This window comes from Nocardia sp. JW2, from assembly GCF_051843015.1.
GTDB classification, from domain to species: domain Bacteria; phylum Actinomycetota; class Actinomycetes; order Mycobacteriales; family Mycobacteriaceae; genus Nocardia; species Nocardia coubleae.
In genome coordinates this window covers 1-18,929 of the sequence record NZ_JBPXLK010000019.1, presented here as the reverse complement: position 1 = coordinate 18,929, position 18,929 = coordinate 1, and the positions used below count along the sequence as shown (strand labels likewise).

Genomic DNA, 18,929 nt, shown 5'->3' with positions numbered 1-18,929 from the left:
GCAGGTACATGGGTAACTCGTCGGGCACGGGCCGACGTTCCCCTTTGGAGAACGTCGGCCGCCTGCCTATAGCATCCCCGCGCCTAGATCTGGCCTGATGTCACGGGGAGGCGGGCAGCGCTCAGGAGCTGAGCGCAGCGCAGCAGGCCGAGGTGGCTGTAGGCCTGCGGGTGGTTGCCGAGGGAGCGCTCGGCGACGGGGTCGTACTCCTCGCTGAGCAGACCGGTCGGGCCCGCCGCGGCGACGAGCTGCGTGAACAACGCCTCGGCGTCGGAACGGCGACCGATCAGCAGGTACGCCTCGACCAGCCAGGCGGCGCACAGGTGGAAACCGCCTTCACCGCCGGGCAGCCCGTCGTCGTGGTGGTAGCGGTAAACCGTCGCGCCGCTGCGCAGTTCGGCCTCGGTGGCCACGACGGTCGCCGCGAAACGCGGGTCGGCGGGGTCGATCAGGCCGCTGAGGCCGATGTGCAGGGTGGCCGCGTCCAGATCGGTGCCGTCGTAGGCCGCGGTGTAGGACTGCACCTCCTCGTTCCAGCCCTTGGCCTTCACCTCTTCGGCGATCGTGTCGCGCAGGGTGACCCATTCGGGATCGATGGCGCGATCGAAACGCTGAGCGAGGGTGAGCGCGCGGTCGACGGTGAGCCAGCCCATCACCTTCGAGTACACGTGGTGCCGCGGGTTGCCGCGGATCTCCCAGATGCCGTGGTCGGGTTCGGTCCAGCGCCGCTGCACCGCGGAGACCATGGCGTGCACCAGTTCCCAGTCGGCGTCGGGCAGAGCCTCGGCCGCGTCGGTGGCGCCCTGGCGTTCCCGTTCCTGCGCCAGGGTGGTGATGAGGTCGACGATCGGGCCGAACACATCGAGCTGCACCTGCATATTGGCCGCGTTGCCCACGCGCACCGGCCGCGAGCCGGCGTATCCGGGCAGCAGGTCGATGACGGCCTCGGGCGGCAGCGTCTCGCCGTAGATCGTGTACAGCGGGTGCAGCCGCTCCGGGCCGGGCAGGGTGGCGAGCACCTTGTGCACCCAGTCCAGGAATTCCTCGGCCTCGGTGAGCGAGCCGAGCGTCACCAGTGCCTGCGCGGTGAGTGAGGCGTCGCGCAGCCAGCAGTAGCGGTAGTCCCAGTTGCGCACGCCGCCGATGTCCTCGGGCAGCGAGGTGGTCGCGGCGGCGAGGATCGATCCGGACGGGCGGTGCACGAGCCCGCGCAGGGTCAGCGCCGAACGCTTCATCAGGTCCGGCTTGAGCGGCGGCAGCTGCAGGCTGCTCGCCCACTCGGTCCAGTACTGTTCGGCCAGCTGACGACGCTGCGACTCCGGCGTCATCGACGGCGCGAGATCGGCGGTACCGCAGCGCAATTCGAGGACGACCGGCGCCACGGCCGGGTCGACCACGGCGCGCGCCTGCTCGCTGATGCCGTCGGAAGTGATCTCCCACTGCACGCCGGGGGAGCGGAGCACCATCGGATCGTTGGTGCCGCTCACCCGAAGCCCGTTGTGCACGGCCTCGATTCGCACCGGCACCTGCCCGAACTCCGGCCGCGGCGCGAAGTGTACGACGGCCTTGGCGGTGCCGGTGATGACGCGGGTCAGGTCGGTGCGGTTGGGGGTCACGTCGTGGGGCAGGTAGTCGGCCACTTGCAAACTGGCCCACCGGGTTTCGACGGTCATGGTGCCGTCGACGTAGCGCTGCGACAACGGCAGGCTCGGCCGCTCCGGCGCCACCGAGAAGTGACCGGCGGCCGACCCGCCGAGCAGGTGCGCGAACACCGCCGCCGAATCGGGTTCGGGGTGGCAGAACCAGGTGACGGTCGCGTCGGGGGTGAGCAGGGCGACCGAGCGCGGGCTGGCGAGCATGCTCAGCCGCTCGATACGCGGTGCGCTGGCACCGGCGAGCCAGGTACGCCGCTCCTCGACGAGGAAGGCCAGCGCGCGCGCCACGTCCTCGGTGGAGTCGACGCGCAGCTTGGCCAGGCTCTCGCCCTCGCCGACCTTGATGCCGACGTCGGGGCCCGACAGCACCCGGAAGGCCTTCTCGTCGGTGACGTCGTCGCCGAAGAACACTGCGGCCGAGGCACTTTCCTGGTGCCGGATGGTGTCGAGCGCGGTGCCCTTGTCGGTGGGGATCACCGCGAGTTCGATCACCGCCTTGCCCTCGGTGACCTGCACACCCACCCAGCACGCCGGACCCTGGCGCGCGGCGGTCAGTGCGCGCCTGCCGATTTCGGGGCTGGCGTTGCGCACGTGCAGTGCGGCGCTGGCCGGTTTCATCTCCACGGTGACGCCGGGGTTGTCGGCGGCGATCTCGGCGAAGGCGACGTGGATCTCGGAGAGCAGTTGCTTGGCGTCGTTGTCGATGGCGTGCACGAAGCCGACATCGAACTCGGAGCCGTGACTACCGATCAGTTGCACCTCGACGGGGAGCCGCGACAGCGCGGCGAGGTCGCGCAGAGCTCGGCCGGAGATCACCGCTGCCGTCGTATTGGTCAGCCCCGCGAGCGCGCGTAGCGCACTCACCGATTCCCGTTGGGGAAACGCTTTCGACGGGTCGGACACGATCGGGGCGATTGTCCCGTCGTAGTCCGAGGCGACCAATAGCCGTGGCACTCGTGCGACCGACGCCAGTGCACGGCGGACATCCAAGGGCAGTTCCTGTGCGCTCACGCATCCAACCTAGTGATGGGAGGGGTGGATCAGGGGGCGCCAAAAACAATACTGGGTCAATTCTCGCGCGCGAGCGGCGCGGCGGGTTGTGCGCACGAGTGTCGTCCGGGTAGTCCGCGACCTCGCGGCTAATCCCGTCGGTCCTCGTCCGGCCGTACCGACGGGTAAGCAGGGGTTATCCGCGATCGCCCAGCAACAGGTCGACGGTGAGCTCGAGGCGCTCGGTGACGTCGGTCGCAGAGGCGCGCCTGGTGAGCCAGGCCACCAGATTCGACAGCCACACATCGGAGATCACGCGGGCGATGGCGAGCTGACGCTCGGTCGGTTCGCCGTCGGCGATGGCGCGGGCGAACACCCGGTCCATCACCTTGCCCACGCGGTCCACTTCGGCGGCGGCGGAGGCGTCGGCGAACATGAACGCACGCGTCATGGCTTCGGTGAGCAGTGGGTCGCGCTGCATCATCCGGGTGATCTGGGTGAGCAGGCCGTGCATGCGCTCGGACGGGCCGTCGCCCGCCAGTGGCTTGCGCTTGCTCTCGAACTGCTCGAATTCCCTTGCCAGAGCGGACACCAGCAGGTGGACCTTGGACGGGAAGTAGCGGTAGAGGGTGCCGACGGCCACGTCGGCGCGTTCGGCGACCGCGCGCATCTGCACCGCGTCGTAGCCGCCCTTGGAGGCGAGCGCGAGGGTGGCGTCGAGGATGCGCTTGCGGCGTTCACGCTGCGCGGTGGAACTCAGCTCCTCTTCGGACAGCGTTGTCACGGTGGGCGTTGGTGCGGGACTGTCCATCGTGGAAACCCTTTCGCTGAGTACGGCAGGAGACATGGTTGCCGGTGAAGGTCTCTTGACTTACACCCACCCCGGATATTAGAACATGTTCTAGGAGTGGGAGCCACGCCGGAAGGGCGGTTTTTCTTGTGACCATCGCCACCACTGACGAGCATAAAGCCGCCGCGGCCTCCCTGCGGAGCTGGGCGAGCTCGGCGGCGCCGATTGCAACAATGCGGGCGGGCGGTAGCTGGCGCGAGTGCTGGCCCGCACTTGCCGAGTTCGGGTTGTTCCAGGTAGCGCTCGACGACGATCACGGCGGACTCGGCGGCACCGTCGCCGACCTCGCCGTGCTGCTGGAACAGACGGCCGACGACCTGGTGAACGGTCCGGTGCTCGCCACCGCGCTGGCGGGTCTGGTCACCGGCGCGGCCGACGGGACGCCCTGTGGCGTCGCGCTGCCCGATGCGTCGTCGGGTGCGGCGACGGGTTCGGATGCCGACGGCTGGAAGGTCAGCGGCACTTGGGAATTCGTCTACGGAGCCGATGTGGACACGCAGGTGCTCGTGCCTGCCGAGACCGCCGACGGCACCCGCTGGTTCGTGCTCACCGACGCGACGATCACGCCGCTGTCCGGCGGTGATCCGACGGTGCCGCTGGCCCGGGTGACCGCCGAGAGTGCCACCGCGGAACGGGGTTTCGCGCCGTCGTTCGACGTCACCGATCTGTTCGTCACCCTCGCGGCCGCCGAACTGGCCGGGGTGGCCGGCTGGTGCCTGCGAACGGCCGTCGACTACGCCAAGGTGCGCGAGCAGTTCGGCAAGCCGATCGGCAGCTTCCAGGCGATCAAGCACCTGTGCGCCTGGATGCTGTGCCGCACCGAACTGATCCGCGCGGTCGCCGCCGATGCCGCCGACGCCTTCGACGCCGGTGGCAAGGAACTGCCGATCGCGGCCGCCGTCGCCGCGGCCTGCGCGCTCGACGCGGCCGTCGACACCGCCAAGGACGCCATCCAGGTGCTCGGCGGCATCGGCTTCACCTGGGAACACGACGCGCACTTCTACCTGCGCCGGGCCAGTTCGCTGCGGCAGCTGCTCGGCGGGTCGGCGCGCTGGCGGGCCCGGGTCACCGAACTCACCCGCGACGGGCAGCGCAGGACCACCGGCGCCGAGCGCGTCCTCGGTGACGCCGAGGGCGACACCGCGTTGTCGGCCGAGATCGCCACCATCGCCGCGCTCCCGGCGGCCGAACGCCCGCGCGCCCTCGCCGACGCGGGCCTGATCATGCCGCACTGGCCGAAACCCTATGGGCGCGGCGCGGATCCGATGACCTGCCTGCAGATCGCCGAACAGCTGCGCCGCGCCGAGGTGGAAACCCCCGACCTCGCGGTCGCCGGCTGGGCGGTGCCCACCCTGCTTCGCTTCGGTACCGAGGAGCAGATCGAGCGCTTCGTCTGGCCGACCCTGCACGGCGAGGTGATCTGGTGTCAGCTGTTCAGTGAACCGGGCGCCGGGTCCGACCTCGCTGCCCTTCGTACTTCCGCCGAGCGGGTCGAGGGCGGCTGGGTGCTGCGCGGTCAGAAGGTGTGGACCTCGCTCGGATCAACCGCGAACTGGGGCATCTGCCTGGCCCGCACCGATCCGTCCGCGCCCAAGCACCGTGGTATCAGCTACTTCCTCGTCGACATGCGCGCCGCGGGCGTGCAGGTGCGCCCACTGGTGCAGATCACCGGCGAGGAGAAGTTCAGCGAGGTGTTCCTCGACGACGTGTTCGTGCCCGACAACTGCCTGGTCGGCGCGCTGAACAACGGCTGGAAGATCGCCCGCGCCACCCTGTCGGCCGAGCGGGTCGCCATGGGCGGCGGCGGGATCGGTGGCGCGCTGGAAGCGCTGCTCGCCGGTTTCCCGCCCGGTGGTCGGGGAACAGAACTGCGCGAGGATCATTTCGGCGCCCTGATCACCACCTCGATTGCTGGGACTTTGCTGGATCAGCGGATCGCGGCGGCCACCGTGGCCGGAGCCGATGCGGGCGCCCAGGCGGCCGTCCGCAAACTCGTCGGCGTCCGGTACCGGCAGGAGCTCGCTGAATATGCACTGGAACTTTCCGGCCGGGAAGGTTCCCTGGATAGCGACGTTCTGAAAGAATTCTTGCTCACACGCTGTCTCTCCATCGCGGGCGGTACCGAGCAGATCCTGTTGACCGTGGCGGCCGAACGGATTCTCGGCATGCCGCGCGATGCGGACAGTTAGCTCGAAGGAGGACGCCGTGGATTTCACCCGCGACGAAAGTGCCGATGCCGTAGCCGAGGTTGTCGTGAGCCTGCTCGAACGTGAGCCTGCCCGCGACATGGAATTGTGGCCGAGTCTCATCGATTCGGGCCTGCTCGCGGTCCCCGTACCCGAGCGGTTCGGCGGTGACGGAATGGGGTTGCCCGAGGTGGCGGCCCTGCTGATGGAACTGGCCACCGATGCGGCGGCGGTCCCCGCACTGCCGACCTTCGGGTTCGGTGTGCTTCCGCTGCTGTCCGTGCTGCCCGATCACCTGGCCGAACGGGTGCTCGCCGAGATCGGCAAGGGCACCGTGCTCACGGCCGCGCTCAACGAGCCGGGCGCGCCGTTCACCACCGCGCCGACGACCGAGGCCGTGCGCGACGGTGACACCGTGCGCGTCACGGGCCGCAAGACCGGCGTGCTCTACGCCGAACAGGCGCGCTGGATTCTGGTGCCGACCGACGCCGGAGTCGCCCTGATCGACGGGGTCGCCCCCGGACTCGAGGTGATCCCGGTGGCCGGCTCGGCGGGCGTTCCCGAGGCCTCGCTCGTCCTCGACGAGGTGGAGATCCCCGCCGAGCAGCTCCTGCCCGACGCGCTGCCCGGCTTGCACCGCTATGCCGTCGCCTGCCTCGGCGCGGTGGCCGACGGCCTGCTCAAGGGCGCTGTCACCCTGACCGCCGAACACGTGCGGACCAGGGAGCAGTTCGGCAGGCCGCTGGCGGAGTTCCAGGCGGTCGCCCAGCAGATCGCCGACCTGTACGTGGTGTCGCGCACCCTGCACGTGGCCGCCGAGTCGGCGTGCTGGGCACTGGCGCAGAACGACGCCTCGCCCGAGCATCAGGACCGCATCGACGAAGACCTCGCCGTGCTCGCGTACTGGGCGGCGGCCGAGGTGCCGCGCGCTATGCAGCAGTGCCATCACCTGCACGGGGGGCTCGGTGTCGACATCACCCACCCGATGCACCGGTATTACTCACAGGCCAAGGATCTCGCGCGGCTGCTCGGCGGCGCGGATCTGCGGCTCGACCTCCTGGGAGCCAGATGTTCATCGATCTGACCGCCGAGCAGCGGCGGTTGCGCGAGGAATTGCGTTCCTATTTCGCCGATCTCGTCACGCCCGAAGAACACGCCGAGATGGCGATCAATCGGCACGGCGACGCCTACCGCGAGGTGGTTCGCCGGATGGGCCGCGACGGCTGGCTCGGTGTCGGCTGGCCGAAGGAGTTCGGCGGGCAGGGTTTCGGCCCGATGGAACAGCAGATCTTCTTCAACGAGGCGGTGCGCGCCGATGTGCCGTTGCCGCTGGTGACCTTGCTGACCGTCGGCCCGACGCTGCAGAAGTACGGCACCGATGCGCAGAAGAAGAAGTTCCTGCCCGGAATCCTCTCCGGCGACATCCATTTCGCCATCGGCTACTCCGAGCCCTCGGCCGGCACCGACCTGGCCGCGCTGCGCACCACCGCGGTGCGTGACAGCGACGGCGACTGGATCGTCAACGGGCAGAAGATCTTCACCACCGGCGCCCACGAGGCCGACTACGTGTGGCTGGCCTGCCGCACCGGCACGGTCGAATCCCGCCACCGCGGCATCACGATCCTCATCGTCGATACCAAGGATCCCGGCTATTCGTGGACGCCGATCATCACCTGCGACGGCGCCCACCACACCAACGCCACCTACTTCGACGACGTGCGGGTGCCCGCCGACATGCTGGTCGGCGAGGAGAACCGGGGCTGGCGGCTGATCACCACCCAGCTCAATCACGAGCGGGTGAGCCTCGGCCCGTCGGGCAAGATCGAACAGCTCTACGACCGCCTGCGTGACTGGTCGGCGGCGCGCGAACTGCTCACCCGGCCGGATGTGCGCCGCGCCCTGGCCCGGGTGCGGACCATGGTGCGGCTCAACGAATTGCTGAACTGGCAGGTCGCCGCCGCCGACCCGGCCGCCGCGCAGAACACCGTCATCGCCGATGCCTCGGCGACCAAGGTGTTCTCCACCGAGGCGTTGCAGGAAGCCGGTCGGCTGGTGGAGGAGGTCGTCGGCCGCTACGGCGACCCCGCCGATCCCGACACGGCCGAGCTGCTGGCCTGGCTCGACCGGCGGACCAAACAGAACCTCGTCGTCACCTTCGGTGGCGGCGTCAACGAGATCATGCGCGAACTGGTGGCCTCGGCCGGCCTGGAACTGCCGCGCGTGCCCCGATGAACCAGGAGCGGCGTGTGCCGGAAACTGCTGTGCCCGAGGATATCCAGGCGGGCCTGACCGCGCTGGTCGCGGCGGGGGAGAGCGCTCCCCGCGTCGGCCGCGACCCGGTGAACCAGCCGATGATCCACAACTGGGTGGAGGCGATCGGCGACACCAACCCGATCTATGTCGACGAGGCCGCCGCCAAGGCCGCCGGGCACCCCGGCATCGTCGCCCCGCCCGCCATGGCGCAGGTCTGGACGATGACCGGCCTGCACGGCGAGCGCGCCGCCGACGATCCCATCGGCCGCGTCAACGAACTGCTCGACGCGGCGGGCTACACCTCCGTCGTCGGCACGAACTGCGAGCAGACCTACCACCGGTACCTGCGTCCGGGCGAGGAGGTGACGGTCACCAGCCGTCTCTCGGAGTTCAAGGGGCCCAAGCGAACCGGGCTCGGCGACGGCTGGTTCCTCACCTTCACCACCACCTGGACGGTCGGTGACGAGGTGGTCACCGAGATGCTGTTCCGGATCCTGAAATACGCGCCGGCCGCACCCGCGCCCGCCGATGCCGCCGCCACCTCGACGGACGCGGTCGAGGTCGCGCCCGCCGAGCGGATGGGTCCGGTGATCTCCCGCGACACCGAGTTCTTCTGGGCCGGAACGCAAGCCGGTGAGCTGCGCATCCAGCGTCTGCCCGACGGCACGCTGCGGCACCCGCCGATTCCGGCGCTGTGGCAGGACAAGGCCGAGCCGACCGATTACGTCGTCGCCGCGGGCACCGGCACGGTGTTCAGCTTCGTCGTGCACCACGCGCCGAAGGTGCCCGGCCGGGAGCTGCCGTTCGTGGTCGCGCTGGTCGAACTCGACGAAGGCGTGCGGATGCTCGGCGAACTGCGCGGCATCGACCCGGCCGAGGTCGCCATCGACCTGCCGGTGCGCGCGGCCTTCGAAAAGCTGGCCGACGGCACCGTACTGCCGTATTGGCAGGCGCAGCGGTGAGCGCGGCACCTCGTCGCGCGTGATCCGCCCAGCCATCGCGGAACAGTGCGCGGGGTGCGCCGAGTCGACTCGCTCTGCCCGTCCGGAAAGGACCCGCTCGTGACAACCACCATCGATCCCGCCGCTCTCGCGGTGGGAACCACCCTGCCGGAGTTGGTGATCCATGCCGATCCCACCTTCGTGATCAGTACCGCCCTGGCCACCAGGGACTTCCAGGACGTGCACCACGACCGCGACAAGGCCGTGCGGCGCGGTTCCGACGACATCTTCGTCAACATCCTCACCGACACCGGCCTGGTGCAGCGTTTCGTCACCGACTGGGCCGGACCGCGCGCCCGGGTGAAGTCGATCGCGCTGCGTCTCGGCGTCCCGCTGTATGCCGGTGACACGCTGACCCTCTCGGGCACCGTCACCGACATCGACGACACCCTGATCACCATCGACGTCCGTGGCCGCGACAGCCTCGGTGAGCACATCATCGCCACCTCGGTCATCGCCGTTCCCGATCTGGAGCCGAAATGAGCACGCTGTCCGGCCGCGCGGCCGTCGTCGGTATCGGTGCCACCGACTTCTCCAAGGACTCCGGCCGCAGCGAATTGCGGTTGGCCGCGGAGGCGGTCACCGCTGCCCTCGCCGACGCGGGCCTCACGCCCGCCGATGTCGACGGCCTGACCACCTTCACGATGGACACCAACACCCAGGCCGCTGTGGCCAGGGCGGTCGGCATCCCGAACCTGAAGTTCTTCAGCCACATCGGGTACGGCGGCGGCGCGGCGTGTGCCACCGTGCAGCAGGCGGCGATGGCGGTGGCCACCGGTGTGGCCGACGTGGTGGTCGCCTACCGCGCCTTCAACGAGCGCTCCGGTGCCCGCTTCGGCCAGTTCTCACCCGCGCTGGCCGCCGCACCGACGTCCTCGGGGATCGATGCGGGCTGGGCCTACCCGCAGGGTCTCGGCACGCCCGCCGCGCAGGTGGCGATGGTCGCGCGCCGGTACATGCACGTCACCGGTGCGACCAGTGCCGACTTCGGGAAGGTGGCCGTCGCCGATCGCAAGCACGCCGCGGTGAACCCGAACGCCTTCTTCTACGGCAAGCCGATCACGCTGGAGCAGCATCAGGATTCGCGCTGGATCGCCGAACCCCTGCATCTGCTCGACTGCTGTCAGGAATCCGACGGCGGTGTCGCGATCGTCGTCACCAGCGTCGAACGCGCCCGTGACCTGCCGCAGCGTCCTGCCGTCATCGCCGCCGCCGCACAGGGCAGCGGCCCCGACCAGTACGTGATGACCAGCTACTACCGCGACGCCATGACGGGCCTGCCCGAAATGGGCCTGGTCGGCGAACAGCTCTGGGCGCAAAGCGGTTTCACCGCCGCCGACATGCAGGCCGCCATCCTCTACGACCACTTCACGCCCTTCGTCCTCATGCAACTCGAGGAGCTGGGTTTCTGTGGTCGCGGTGAAGCCAAGGACTTCATCGCCGACGGCGCCATCGAACTCGGCGGTCGCCTACCCCTCAACACCCACGGCGGCCAGCTCGGCGAGGCCTACATCCACGGCATGAACGGCATCGCCGAAGCCGTCCGCCAGATCCGCGGCACCTCGGTGAACCAGGTCGACGACCTGGAACGCATCGTCGTCACCGCGGGCACCGGCGTCCCCACCTCCGGATTGGTGCTCACCGCCTGAGTTTTCGCGCCGGGGTGACTCAGCGCACCTGTTGAGCACGTCACCATGTCTGTTGCCCGGCTTCCTCGCCCCACTACAACTGGGTGGGACGAGGAGGTCGGTGTGACGGTGGTTCTCGATTCCGGGCAGACGGCGGCGGCGCGGCGGCTCGGGGAGTTGCTCGATCGGAACGGGCGGGTGCGTAAACGGGCGCGCGGGGTGTATCTGCACGGCAGGCCCGGGCGTGGCAAGACAATGGTGATGGATCGATTCTTCGCTTCGGCCGATCCGATTCGCAAGCGCCGCTTTCATTTCCACAATTTTTTCGCCGCATTGCACACCGCGGTACACGAACTGGGTTCGATCGAAAATGCGATAGAACGTTTGCTGGGTGACGCGGATCTGGTGTGTTTCGACGAGTTCCACGTGCACGACATCGGCGATGCCATGCTCGTGGCCCGGCTGGTCGACACCCTGTTCGCCGAACGTCGCACCCTGGTGGTCACGTCGAACTACCCGCCCGCGGGGCTGCTGCCGAACCCGCTGTTCCACGACCGGTTCGTGCCGACCATCGAGCGCATCCTCGCCCACCTCGAGGTCGTGACCCTCGACGGTCCGCTGGACTACCGCACCCTCGGCACCCGTGCCGACCACGGATTCTGCGCAGGCCGGTACGTGGTGTCGACGGAGCGCACCGCCGGTCCCGGCGTGGTGCTCGACCTGGCCGACGGACGAACCGTGCGCGCGGAATCCGTCGACGGCGACGCGGTGACCTTCGCCTTCGAGCACCTGTGCGGCACCGCGACCAGCGCCGCCGACTACCTGCGCCTGACCACACGTTTGCGCCGCTGGATCCTGGTCGCGGTACCACCGCTGCGCGCGGTGCCACCGGACTGGGCGATGCGACTGGTGAATCTGGTCGACATCCTCTACGACGCCGACCTGCCGTGCACGATCCACGCGGCCGAACCCGTCACCGAGCTGACCACCGGGGTGCCCCTCGTGCCGGATCTCGCGCGCACCACCAGTCGGCTCGGTGAACTCTCACTAACCGGATCTCACACCGTTCGCACTGCGTAGCGTGCCCCTTGCCTCGAGGGGGACAATGAATAGGAGGAAATCCAAAAGAGCCGATTTCCTCCCGAGCGAACCGCCCGGCATGTAACTATGTGGCTGATTTGTGCAGTCTCTGGGGTTTGGTGGTACAGCTGTGATCGGGGTGAATCAGCCCATTACGCGGGCGATCGTCGTGATCGCGCTGGTGGCCTGCGCGACTTTCGCGTTGCAGGGCAGTCTCCCCGGCGCCGGATCAGACGAGTCGTCGGGCGCCCCGTCACCGCTGCTCGTCGCGGTGATGCCGGTGCTGCTGCTGGTATCGATCGTCATCCTGGTGGCCGGCGTCGTCGCCAGCCAGCATCGCCTCCCGCTCGCCAAGCCGCAACACGAGGACATCGGGCTGCCGAGAATCCAGTGGCGCAGGCTCGCGGTGCTCGTGCCGATGCTCATCGCCTCCGTCGCCCTGATGTTCGCCGCGGGCGTCACCGCCCTGTTCCTGCTGCCCGGCGCCCGGCCCGTGCGCCCGGCCGCCGAGACCCTGTCCGAGGGCTCGGGCCCGGTACCGACCCCCACCGACGCGCCCGCCCCCGACCCCACCGCGGGCCCCACCGAACTCACCGGCACCGCCCTGCTCATCGCGGCGGGGCTGGCCATCACCCTGATCGCGGTCGCGCTGGCCGGGCTCGCCGCCGTCGCGGTCGCCGCCCGACGCGCCCCCGAGCAAGCCGTCGCCGACGAGCCGGCCGCACCGTCCGCGAGCGATGTCGACTCGCTCACCCGGGCCGCCGAGATGGGCCTGGCCGCGATGAACGCGCCGGGCCAGGACCCGCGCACCGCGATCATCGCCTGCTATGTGGCCATGGAACGCGGCCTGTCCACCGACAGCATCGCCCGCCCGAAGGCCTCCGACACCCCGATGGAGGTGCTGGCCAGAGCCTTCGAGAGCGGCGTGCTGCACGACGCCTCCGCCCGCGAACTCGTCGCGCTCTTCGAAGAGGCCAGGTTCAGTCCCCACTCGATGCTCGAATGGCAGCGCATGCGCGCCGAACAACTGCTGCGCATCGTGCTCTCCGACCTGCAACGACGGGTGGTGCCCGCATGACCGGCCCACGTCGGGCGGCCCGTCGCGTGGAGGTCGCGTGAATCCCGGGGAAGAGATCAAGTCCAACCGGACGACCGTGGTCGTGACGGCGGTCGTCGCGGTGCTGGTGCTCGAGGTCGTGCTGTTGCGGCTCGACCGCGATCTGCTTCCGCTCGCCGTCGCCTTGCCGGTCGCGGTGGCACTCGGGGTGCTCGTGTGGTCGCTGCGCTACCGGGTGCGGCGCGAGGAGCCGCTCACCGAGTACATCGACAACGGTCCCGCCGAGATGCTCGGCCGCTGGCATGCCCGCGCCGAGATGCTCGTCGCCCGCGCCGACGGCACCCGCGCCGACTGGGACCGGCACCTGCGCCCGCTGCTGGCCAAAGAGTTCGAATTGTCCACCGGTATGCGGGTATCCAAGAACCGCAGAGCCATCGAGGCGGCCGGTCAGCTGCAGTTCGGTCCCGAACTGTGGCGCTGGGTGGACCCGGCGAATTCGTCGTTGCGCGACCAGACGGGTCGCGCACCGGGTAGGGCGGCGCTGGACGAGATCCTGCGCCGATTGCAGTCGATGTGAGGGGTTAGAGGCCACCGATGACAATGCCGTTGAACGTGACCGTCCAGCGCTCCGACGCAGTACTGCGTGAGCTGGGCCGGGTCGTGGTCGGCAAGCGCGATGAGATGCAACTCATCATGATCGCCGTGCTGTCCGGAGGCCATGTCCTCATCGAGGATCTGCCTGGCCTCGGCAAAACGCTGATCGCGCGTTCCTTCGCGGCCGCGCTCGGCCTGGATTTCACGCGCGTGCAGTTCACGCCGGATCTACTGCCCGCCGACCTGCTGGGATCGACGATCTACGACATGTCGTCCGGGCGGTTCAACTTCCGGCGCGGACCGGTGTTCACCAATGTGCTCCTCGCCGACGAGATCAACCGCACCCCGCCCAAGACCCAGGCGGCGCTGCTCGAGGCGATGGCCGAGGGTCAGGTGAGTATCGACGGCGAAACCTACCTGCTCCCACAGCCTTTCATCGTGCTCGCCACCGACAACCCGATCGAGTACGAGGGCACCTACCCGCTGCCCGAGGCCCAGCTCGACCGGTTCGCCATCCAGCTGCGCCTGGGGTACCTGTCCGAGCAGGACGAGACCCAAATGATCCGGCGCAGGCTCGAACGTGGTTCCACCCCACCGCAGGTCGGCCAGGTGGTGGACGCGCAGGGGCTGATGGAGATGCGTCAGTCGGTCGAGTTCGTCACCGTGCACCCCGACGTGGTGAATTACGTTGTCGCACTTGCCTCCGCCACCCGCAGCCACCCCCAGGTGGAGGTCGGCGCCAGCCCGCGCGCCGAACTCGACCTGGTGCAGATGTCGCGCGCGCGGGCCCTGCTACTCGGCCGCGACTACGTGATCCCCGAGGACGTGAAGGCGCTCGCCGTGCCTGCCATGGCGCACCGCATCACGCTGCGCCCGGAGATGTGGGTGCGGCGCATCCGCGGCGAGGACGTCATCGCCGAATTGCTGCGCAGGCTACCGGTTCCCCGCGCCACGAGCACATGAAGCACCGCGACGAATCCAAGACCGTCGAGGTCGACCTGCGGTGGCGCCCGGCGCCCTTGGTGTTCATCCTCGCCGGCTGCGCCGCGGCGGCGCTGGTCGTCGCGGTGCTGCGCGGGCAGTGGCAGCTCGTCGTCTTCGCCGCGCCGATGCTCGGGGTGCTCGCCACCGCACCGTGGCAGCAGAACCCGACCAGAATCCAGGTCGACGGCAGCGGCACCGTCCGCTGTTTCGAGGGCGAGGTCGTCACCGCCGTCGCCGCGGCGTTCGTCGAGAGCGGGCACGCGTTGCTGCGGATGGCCCCGGTTCCGCTCACCGGTCTCGACCTCGAGGTGGAGGAATCCCACGATTCCGGTGGCGCACCGGCCGGGATGCGGCTGGCACTCTCGGCCACCCGCTGGGGGCGCTACCCGGTGCAGGCGGCGGTGACCGCACTGAGCCCCGCCGGGCTCGCCGTCGCCACCGCCGAGCTGCCCGCGGCGAATCTCTACGTCTACCCGATCGCCGATCCGCAGCGGATGCGCATGCCGCGCACCGAACTGCCCGATCGCATCGGCACCCACCTCACCCGCAAGCACGGGCCGGGTGTCGAATACGCCGACATCCGCGCCTACGCCCCCGGCGACCAGCTGCGCACCGTGAACTGGCCGGTGAGCGCGCGTCGCGGCAGGCTCTATGTCACCGAGCGGTTCACCAACCGCTCGGCCGACGTGGTCGTCCTCGTCGACACCTCCCAGCAGGCACCCGGCCCCGCCAGCGATTCGCTGGAACTGTCGGTGCGCGGTGCCGCCCAGGTGGTGCAGTCCACGCTGCAGGCCGGTGACCGCACCGCCGTGGTGTGTCTCGGTGAGTCGCCGCGCTGGTTGCGTCCCGATATCGGGCGCAGGCAGTTCTACCGGATCGTCGACACCGTGCTCGGTGTCGGTGACGAACATGTCGAGCACACCGGCACCCTCGCCCCGCATGCCGCGGTGCCGATCGGCGCCATCATCGTGGCCTTCTCCACCCTGCTCGACACCCAGTTCGCGCTCGCCCTCATCGACCTGCGCAAACGCGGTCACGTGGTGGTCGCCGTCGACGTGCTGCGCGGTACCCCCTTCGCCGATGGCCTCGACCCGACGATGGCCAAGATGTGGCAGCTCGAGCGGGCCTCGATGTATCGCGACATGGGCACCGTCGGTGTCGACATCATCGCCTGGCCCGACGGCACCCGCCTCGATCAGGCCATGCGCCTGCTCCCCGAACACCGCCGGACAGTGCGGGTGCGCCGATGACCAGATTCCTCGCCCTGCTGGCCGGCCTGCTGCTCGTTGCCTCGGTCGCCCTGATCAACCCGATCCTCGGCGTACCGGCCCTGGCTTTCGTCATCGCGAGCTGGTGGTGGCGCCCCGCCTCGGTTGCCGCGGTCCTCACCGCCGTCGCCGCCCTCGCCTTCGCCGACGTAGGCGTAATCGCCTCCGCGGCAACGGGTCTGGTAGCAACGACCTACCTTCTCAACGCCGCGGTCCTGCACGCTCCCGAAGGCGTAGTCCCCACCACCATCCCCTCGGTAGGCGGCGCAGTCCTGTTCACCATCGCCGCGACCACCGCGGCCCTGGTCCCCGTCCACCTGGCCTGGGCCCCCTTGGCCGCCCCCATCCTCATCGTCACCATCTACGCCTTCCTCACCACCACCCTCACCCCCCAATCCCCCCACACCACCCTCCCCCCATCCTGACCGAGATCACCACGCCCTGGTGGCGGCGACCTCTCGGCCGATGCCGCCACCAGAGCGTGGTGATCAGGTGTTCAGTTCAGGCGATGCGCAGGGTGACGTCGCCGAGGACGGGCGCGTCGTCGCGATCGACGGCCGTGACCACCGCGACGAGCGTGTCGGCCTCCCGCCAGACCTTGGTGCGCAGGGTTTCGCCGGGGTAGAGCACGCCGGTGAACTTCGCGCGGAAGCCCGCGACGCGGGTGGCGTCACCGTCGAGCAGGACATCGGTGAGCGATTTGCAGACCACGCCGTAGGTGCACAGCCCGTGCAGGATCGGCGCGGGAAACCCGGCCGCCTTCGCGAATTCGGGATCGGAGTGCAGGGGGTTGCGGTCACCGCAGAGGCGGTAGAGCAGGGCCTGCTGCGGCAGGGTGGCGGTGGTGAGTTCCGCGTCGGGGGCGCGATCGGGGAGCTCGGCTTTGGTGCTCGGTCCGCGTTCGCCACCGAAACCACCCTCGCCCTTGGCGAAGATCGACGAGCGCGCCGTCCACAGCGGCTCCCCGTCGGCGCCGGTGACGGTGTGCTCCTGCACGATCACCGCATTGCTGCCCTTGTCCCAGACCTCGGAGATCCGGCCGACGGACACGGCCTTGCCCGACGCGGGAATCGGCTTGTGCACCACCACTTCCTGATGGCCGTGCACCACCTTCGCCAGGTCGATCTCGACACCCGGGAAACTCACGCGCGGCGCGGCGGTCTCGCCGAGAGTCGGGGCGACGGTGGCGAAGGTGGGCAGCACCTGCGGTTCGCTGTCGTCGAGATAACGCAGCTCGACCGGGTCGGTGCAGCGCGCGCCCGCGCCGAGACCCAGGTGGTAGAGCTGCACATCCGTGGGGGTCCAGCTGAATTCGCGGCTGGGCAGCGCCGCGCCGAGCGCGATCTGTGGATCGATGGGCACTACTTCACTTCCTTGGCGGTAGAGGACTTCTTGCCGACGATGTCGAGCACGGACAGGTAGGCGAAGGTGATCGCGGGACCGATGGTCGCGCCGGGGCCCGCGTAGGTGTGGCCCATCACCGGCGAGCTGCAGTTGCCCGCCGCGTAGAGGCCGTCGATCACCGAATCGTCCTCCCGCAGCACACGTCCGGCGGTATCGGTAACGAGGCCGCCTTTGGTGCCCAGGTCACCGGGCACGATCTTCGCGGCGTAGAACGGGCCCTGCGAGATCTCGGCCAGGCACGGGTTGGGCTTCACGGTCGGGTCGCCGTAGTAGCGGTCGTAGTGGCTGTCGCCGCGACCGAAGTCCTCGTCCTTGCCCTTGGCGACGAAGCCGTTGAACCGCTCGACGGTTCCGGCGAGCGCGTCGGCGGGGACTCCGATGCGGGCGGCCAGTTCGGCGATCGTGTCGGCCTTGACGATGTTGTCGTTCTCCATCCAGCGCTTCGGAAAACGCTGTCCCGGTTGCAGACCCGCGAAGATGTAGCGGTTGCGGTAGCGCTGGTCGAACACCAGCCAGGCGGGCACGTTCTCGCCGGGACCGGGGCCCTGGCCGTACTCGCCGCCGTACATGGTGTGCACGGCCTCCACGTACGGTGCCGACTCGTTGCCGAAGCGCACGCCGCGGTCGTTGATCATGATGGTGCCGGGCAGGTTGCGTTCGGCCAGCGCGAACCAGGGCTTGCCGCCCTTGAAGATCGTCGGACCCCACCAGGCGTCCTCCATGAACCCGACCGTCGCTCCTGCCGCCATACCCGCGACGATGCCATCGCCGGTGTTGGCCGCGGCCCCGGTTGTCCACTCAGTGGTTATCGGCTGCCGCTGGTACTTGGCGCGCATGTCCGCGTTGTGCTCGAATCCGCCGCTGCCGAGGATCACGCCGTAGCGCGCGGTGAAGGTGACCGATTCGCCGTCGACGGTGGCTTTGACGCCGGTGATCCGGCCGTCGGTCTCCACCAGGTCGGTGAGCGGGGTGTTGAGCAGAACCGGAACGCCCGCGTCGAGCAGGCCCTTGCGCATGGCGGCGATGATGGCCTGGCCCATGCCGAGCAGGTGCTTACCGGTGAACTTGGCCAGATAGGTGCGCGCGCCGACGCGCAGCGCCCGCATCATGCCCTTGGGGTGGCGGCGGATCAGGTTCAGCCGCACGAAATCGGCCTGCATGACGACCACGTTCATCGGCGCCTTGGCATAGGGCGGCTCGAGATTGGCCAGCTCCGCGCCGAGCACCTTGCCGTTGAAGGGTGTCGGTTCGCACGAACGCCCCTGGCCTAGGCCGCCCGGAGCCTCGGGGTAGTAATCGGAGTAACCGGGCACCCACTTCATTTTCAACGGCGTGTGGTCGAGCACGAAGTCGAACGCCTCGGCGCCGCGATCGAGGTAGGTGTCGATCTTCTCGGCGGGCACCACGTCGCCGATGATGCTGTGCAGGTAGGTGCGCGCCTCGTCGCGATCGTCGGGGCGGCCCGAGGCGAGCAGCGCCTTGTTCCCCGGAATCCACACACCGCCCCCGGACCGGGCGGTCGACCCGCCGTAGTGCGCCGCCTTCTCCAGCACCACCACGCTCAGCCCGTGGTGCGCCGCGGTGAGGGCGGCGGTCATTCCAGCGGCGCCACTCCCGACGACCACCACATCGTATTCCCGATCACTCATGTAGAACACGTTATAGAATCAGTACGCGGTTGCGCTATGTTGTCTGGAAGAAGAGCAGATATTCGGCTCCGAAACCGGTTACAGTTTGCCTGTCCGGCCGAGCAGATTTACCAGGAGGTACCCGTGCTGTCCGACGCGCAGCGGAGTGAACTCGCCGATGAATTGGCGCGCGCCGAACACGATCGGGTGGCCGTGCCGCCGCTGGTCGACCGGTACCCCGGCATCGACGTGGTCGACGCCTACGAGATCCAACTGCTCAACATCCAGCGCAGGCTCCGCGACGGCGCCCAGGTCGTCGGGCACAAAGTCGGGCTGTCGTCCAAGGCGATG

16 protein-coding genes and 1 pseudogene are annotated in these 18,929 nt (G+C 69.2%); 13 read left to right on the top strand and 4 right to left on the bottom strand.

From position 1 onward, the window contains the following. Nucleotides 1-83 precede the first annotated feature (83 nt). Nucleotides 84-2,666, bottom strand: a complete 2,583-nt coding sequence (gene otsB, locus ACSVDM_RS22955; protein WP_439267738.1) for a trehalose-phosphatase — start codon at nt 2,664-2,666, stop codon at nt 84-86. Between the two features lie 175 nt (nt 2,667-2,841). Next, a complete protein-coding gene (gene kstR / locus ACSVDM_RS22950; protein ID WP_067495630.1) occupies nt 2,842-3,456 on the bottom strand; it encodes a cholesterol catabolism transcriptional regulator KstR in 615 nt (204 codons plus the stop codon). Between the two features lie 128 nt (nt 3,457-3,584). Here kstR and ACSVDM_RS22945 point away from each other — a divergent pair, with 128 nt between their 5' ends. From ACSVDM_RS22945 to ACSVDM_RS22890, 12 genes are all read left to right on the top strand, one after another. Beyond that, nucleotides 3,585-5,684, top strand: coding sequence for an acyl-CoA dehydrogenase family protein (locus ACSVDM_RS22945; protein ID WP_439267735.1), 2,100 nt, complete (start codon nt 3,585-3,587; stop codon nt 5,682-5,684). Nucleotides 5,685-5,700: 16 nt separating this feature from the next. Next, the gene (locus ACSVDM_RS22940; RefSeq protein ID WP_439267733.1) at nt 5,701-6,765 is read left to right on the top strand and encodes an acyl-CoA dehydrogenase family protein; all 1,065 of its coding nucleotides are present in this window, start codon (nt 5,701-5,703) and stop codon (nt 6,763-6,765) included. Beyond that, on the top strand, nt 6,750-7,913 hold the full coding sequence (locus ACSVDM_RS22935) for an acyl-CoA dehydrogenase family protein (protein WP_067495621.1): 1,164 nt from the start codon (nt 6,750-6,752) through the stop codon (nt 7,911-7,913). Before ACSVDM_RS22940 ends, ACSVDM_RS22935 begins: the two co-directional genes overlap by 16 nt. Before the next feature lie 14 nt (nt 7,914-7,927). Next, nucleotides 7,928-8,896, top strand: a complete 969-nt coding sequence (locus ACSVDM_RS22930; RefSeq protein WP_439267731.1) for a bifunctional MaoC family dehydratase N-terminal/OB-fold nucleic acid binding domain-containing protein — start codon at nt 7,928-7,930, stop codon at nt 8,894-8,896. 99 nt (nt 8,897-8,995) lie between these two features. After that, nucleotides 8,996-9,418: a MaoC family dehydratase gene (locus tag ACSVDM_RS22925; protein WP_439267729.1), complete on the top strand. Its 423-nt coding sequence runs from the start codon at nt 8,996-8,998 to the stop codon at nt 9,416-9,418. Beyond that, on the top strand, nt 9,415-10,584 hold the full coding sequence (locus tag ACSVDM_RS22920; RefSeq protein WP_439267727.1) for a lipid-transfer protein: 1,170 nt from the start codon (nt 9,415-9,417) through the stop codon (nt 10,582-10,584). The genes ACSVDM_RS22925 and ACSVDM_RS22920 overlap by 4 nt, the downstream gene beginning before the upstream one ends. A 102-nt stretch (nt 10,585-10,686) precedes the next feature. After that, entirely contained in the window at nt 10,687-11,643 is a 957-nt protein-coding gene (zapE, locus tag ACSVDM_RS22915; RefSeq protein ID WP_439267725.1) for a cell division protein ZapE, read from the top strand. 139 nt (nt 11,644-11,782) lie between these two features. Beyond that, on the top strand, nt 11,783-12,721 hold the full coding sequence (locus ACSVDM_RS22910) for a DUF4129 domain-containing protein (RefSeq protein WP_439267723.1): 939 nt from the start codon (nt 11,783-11,785) through the stop codon (nt 12,719-12,721). Nucleotides 12,722-12,758: 37 nt separating this feature from the next. Beyond that, entirely contained in the window at nt 12,759-13,277 is a 519-nt protein-coding gene (locus tag ACSVDM_RS22905; protein ID WP_225281357.1) for a hypothetical protein, read from the top strand. Between the two features lie 17 nt (nt 13,278-13,294). Next, complete coding sequence (locus tag ACSVDM_RS22900) at nt 13,295-14,257, top strand: AAA family ATPase (RefSeq protein ID WP_067495609.1); 963 nt, start codon at nt 13,295-13,297, stop codon at nt 14,255-14,257. Further along, nucleotides 14,254-15,528 carry a DUF58 domain-containing protein gene (locus ACSVDM_RS22895; protein WP_067495606.1) on the top strand — a complete coding sequence of 425 codons (1,275 nt, stop codon included), beginning with the start codon at nt 14,254-14,256 and terminating at the stop codon, nt 15,526-15,528. Before ACSVDM_RS22900 ends, ACSVDM_RS22895 begins: the two co-directional genes overlap by 4 nt. Then, nucleotides 15,525-15,971, top strand: a complete 447-nt coding sequence (locus tag ACSVDM_RS22890) for a hypothetical protein (protein ID WP_067640633.1) — start codon at nt 15,525-15,527, stop codon at nt 15,969-15,971. Before ACSVDM_RS22895 ends, ACSVDM_RS22890 begins: the two co-directional genes overlap by 4 nt. A 76-nt stretch (nt 15,972-16,047) precedes the next feature. Here ACSVDM_RS22890 and ACSVDM_RS22885 read toward each other — a convergent pair whose 3' ends face one another. Both ACSVDM_RS22885 and kstD read right to left on the bottom strand, forming a co-directional pair. Continuing rightward, a complete protein-coding gene (locus ACSVDM_RS22885) occupies nt 16,048-16,908 on the bottom strand; it encodes a MaoC/PaaZ C-terminal domain-containing protein (protein WP_439267720.1) in 861 nt (286 codons plus the stop codon). After that, complete coding sequence (gene kstD, locus ACSVDM_RS22880) at nt 16,908-18,599, bottom strand: 3-oxosteroid 1-dehydrogenase (RefSeq protein WP_439267718.1); 1,692 nt, start codon at nt 18,597-18,599, stop codon at nt 16,908-16,910. Before kstD ends, ACSVDM_RS22885 begins: the two co-directional genes overlap by 1 nt. Nucleotides 18,600-18,722: 123 nt before the next feature. Between kstD and ACSVDM_RS22875 the strand changes: the two are divergent. Beyond that, a pseudogene (locus ACSVDM_RS22875) lies at nt 18,723-18,929 on the top strand (2-keto-4-pentenoate hydratase); the annotation flags it as partial.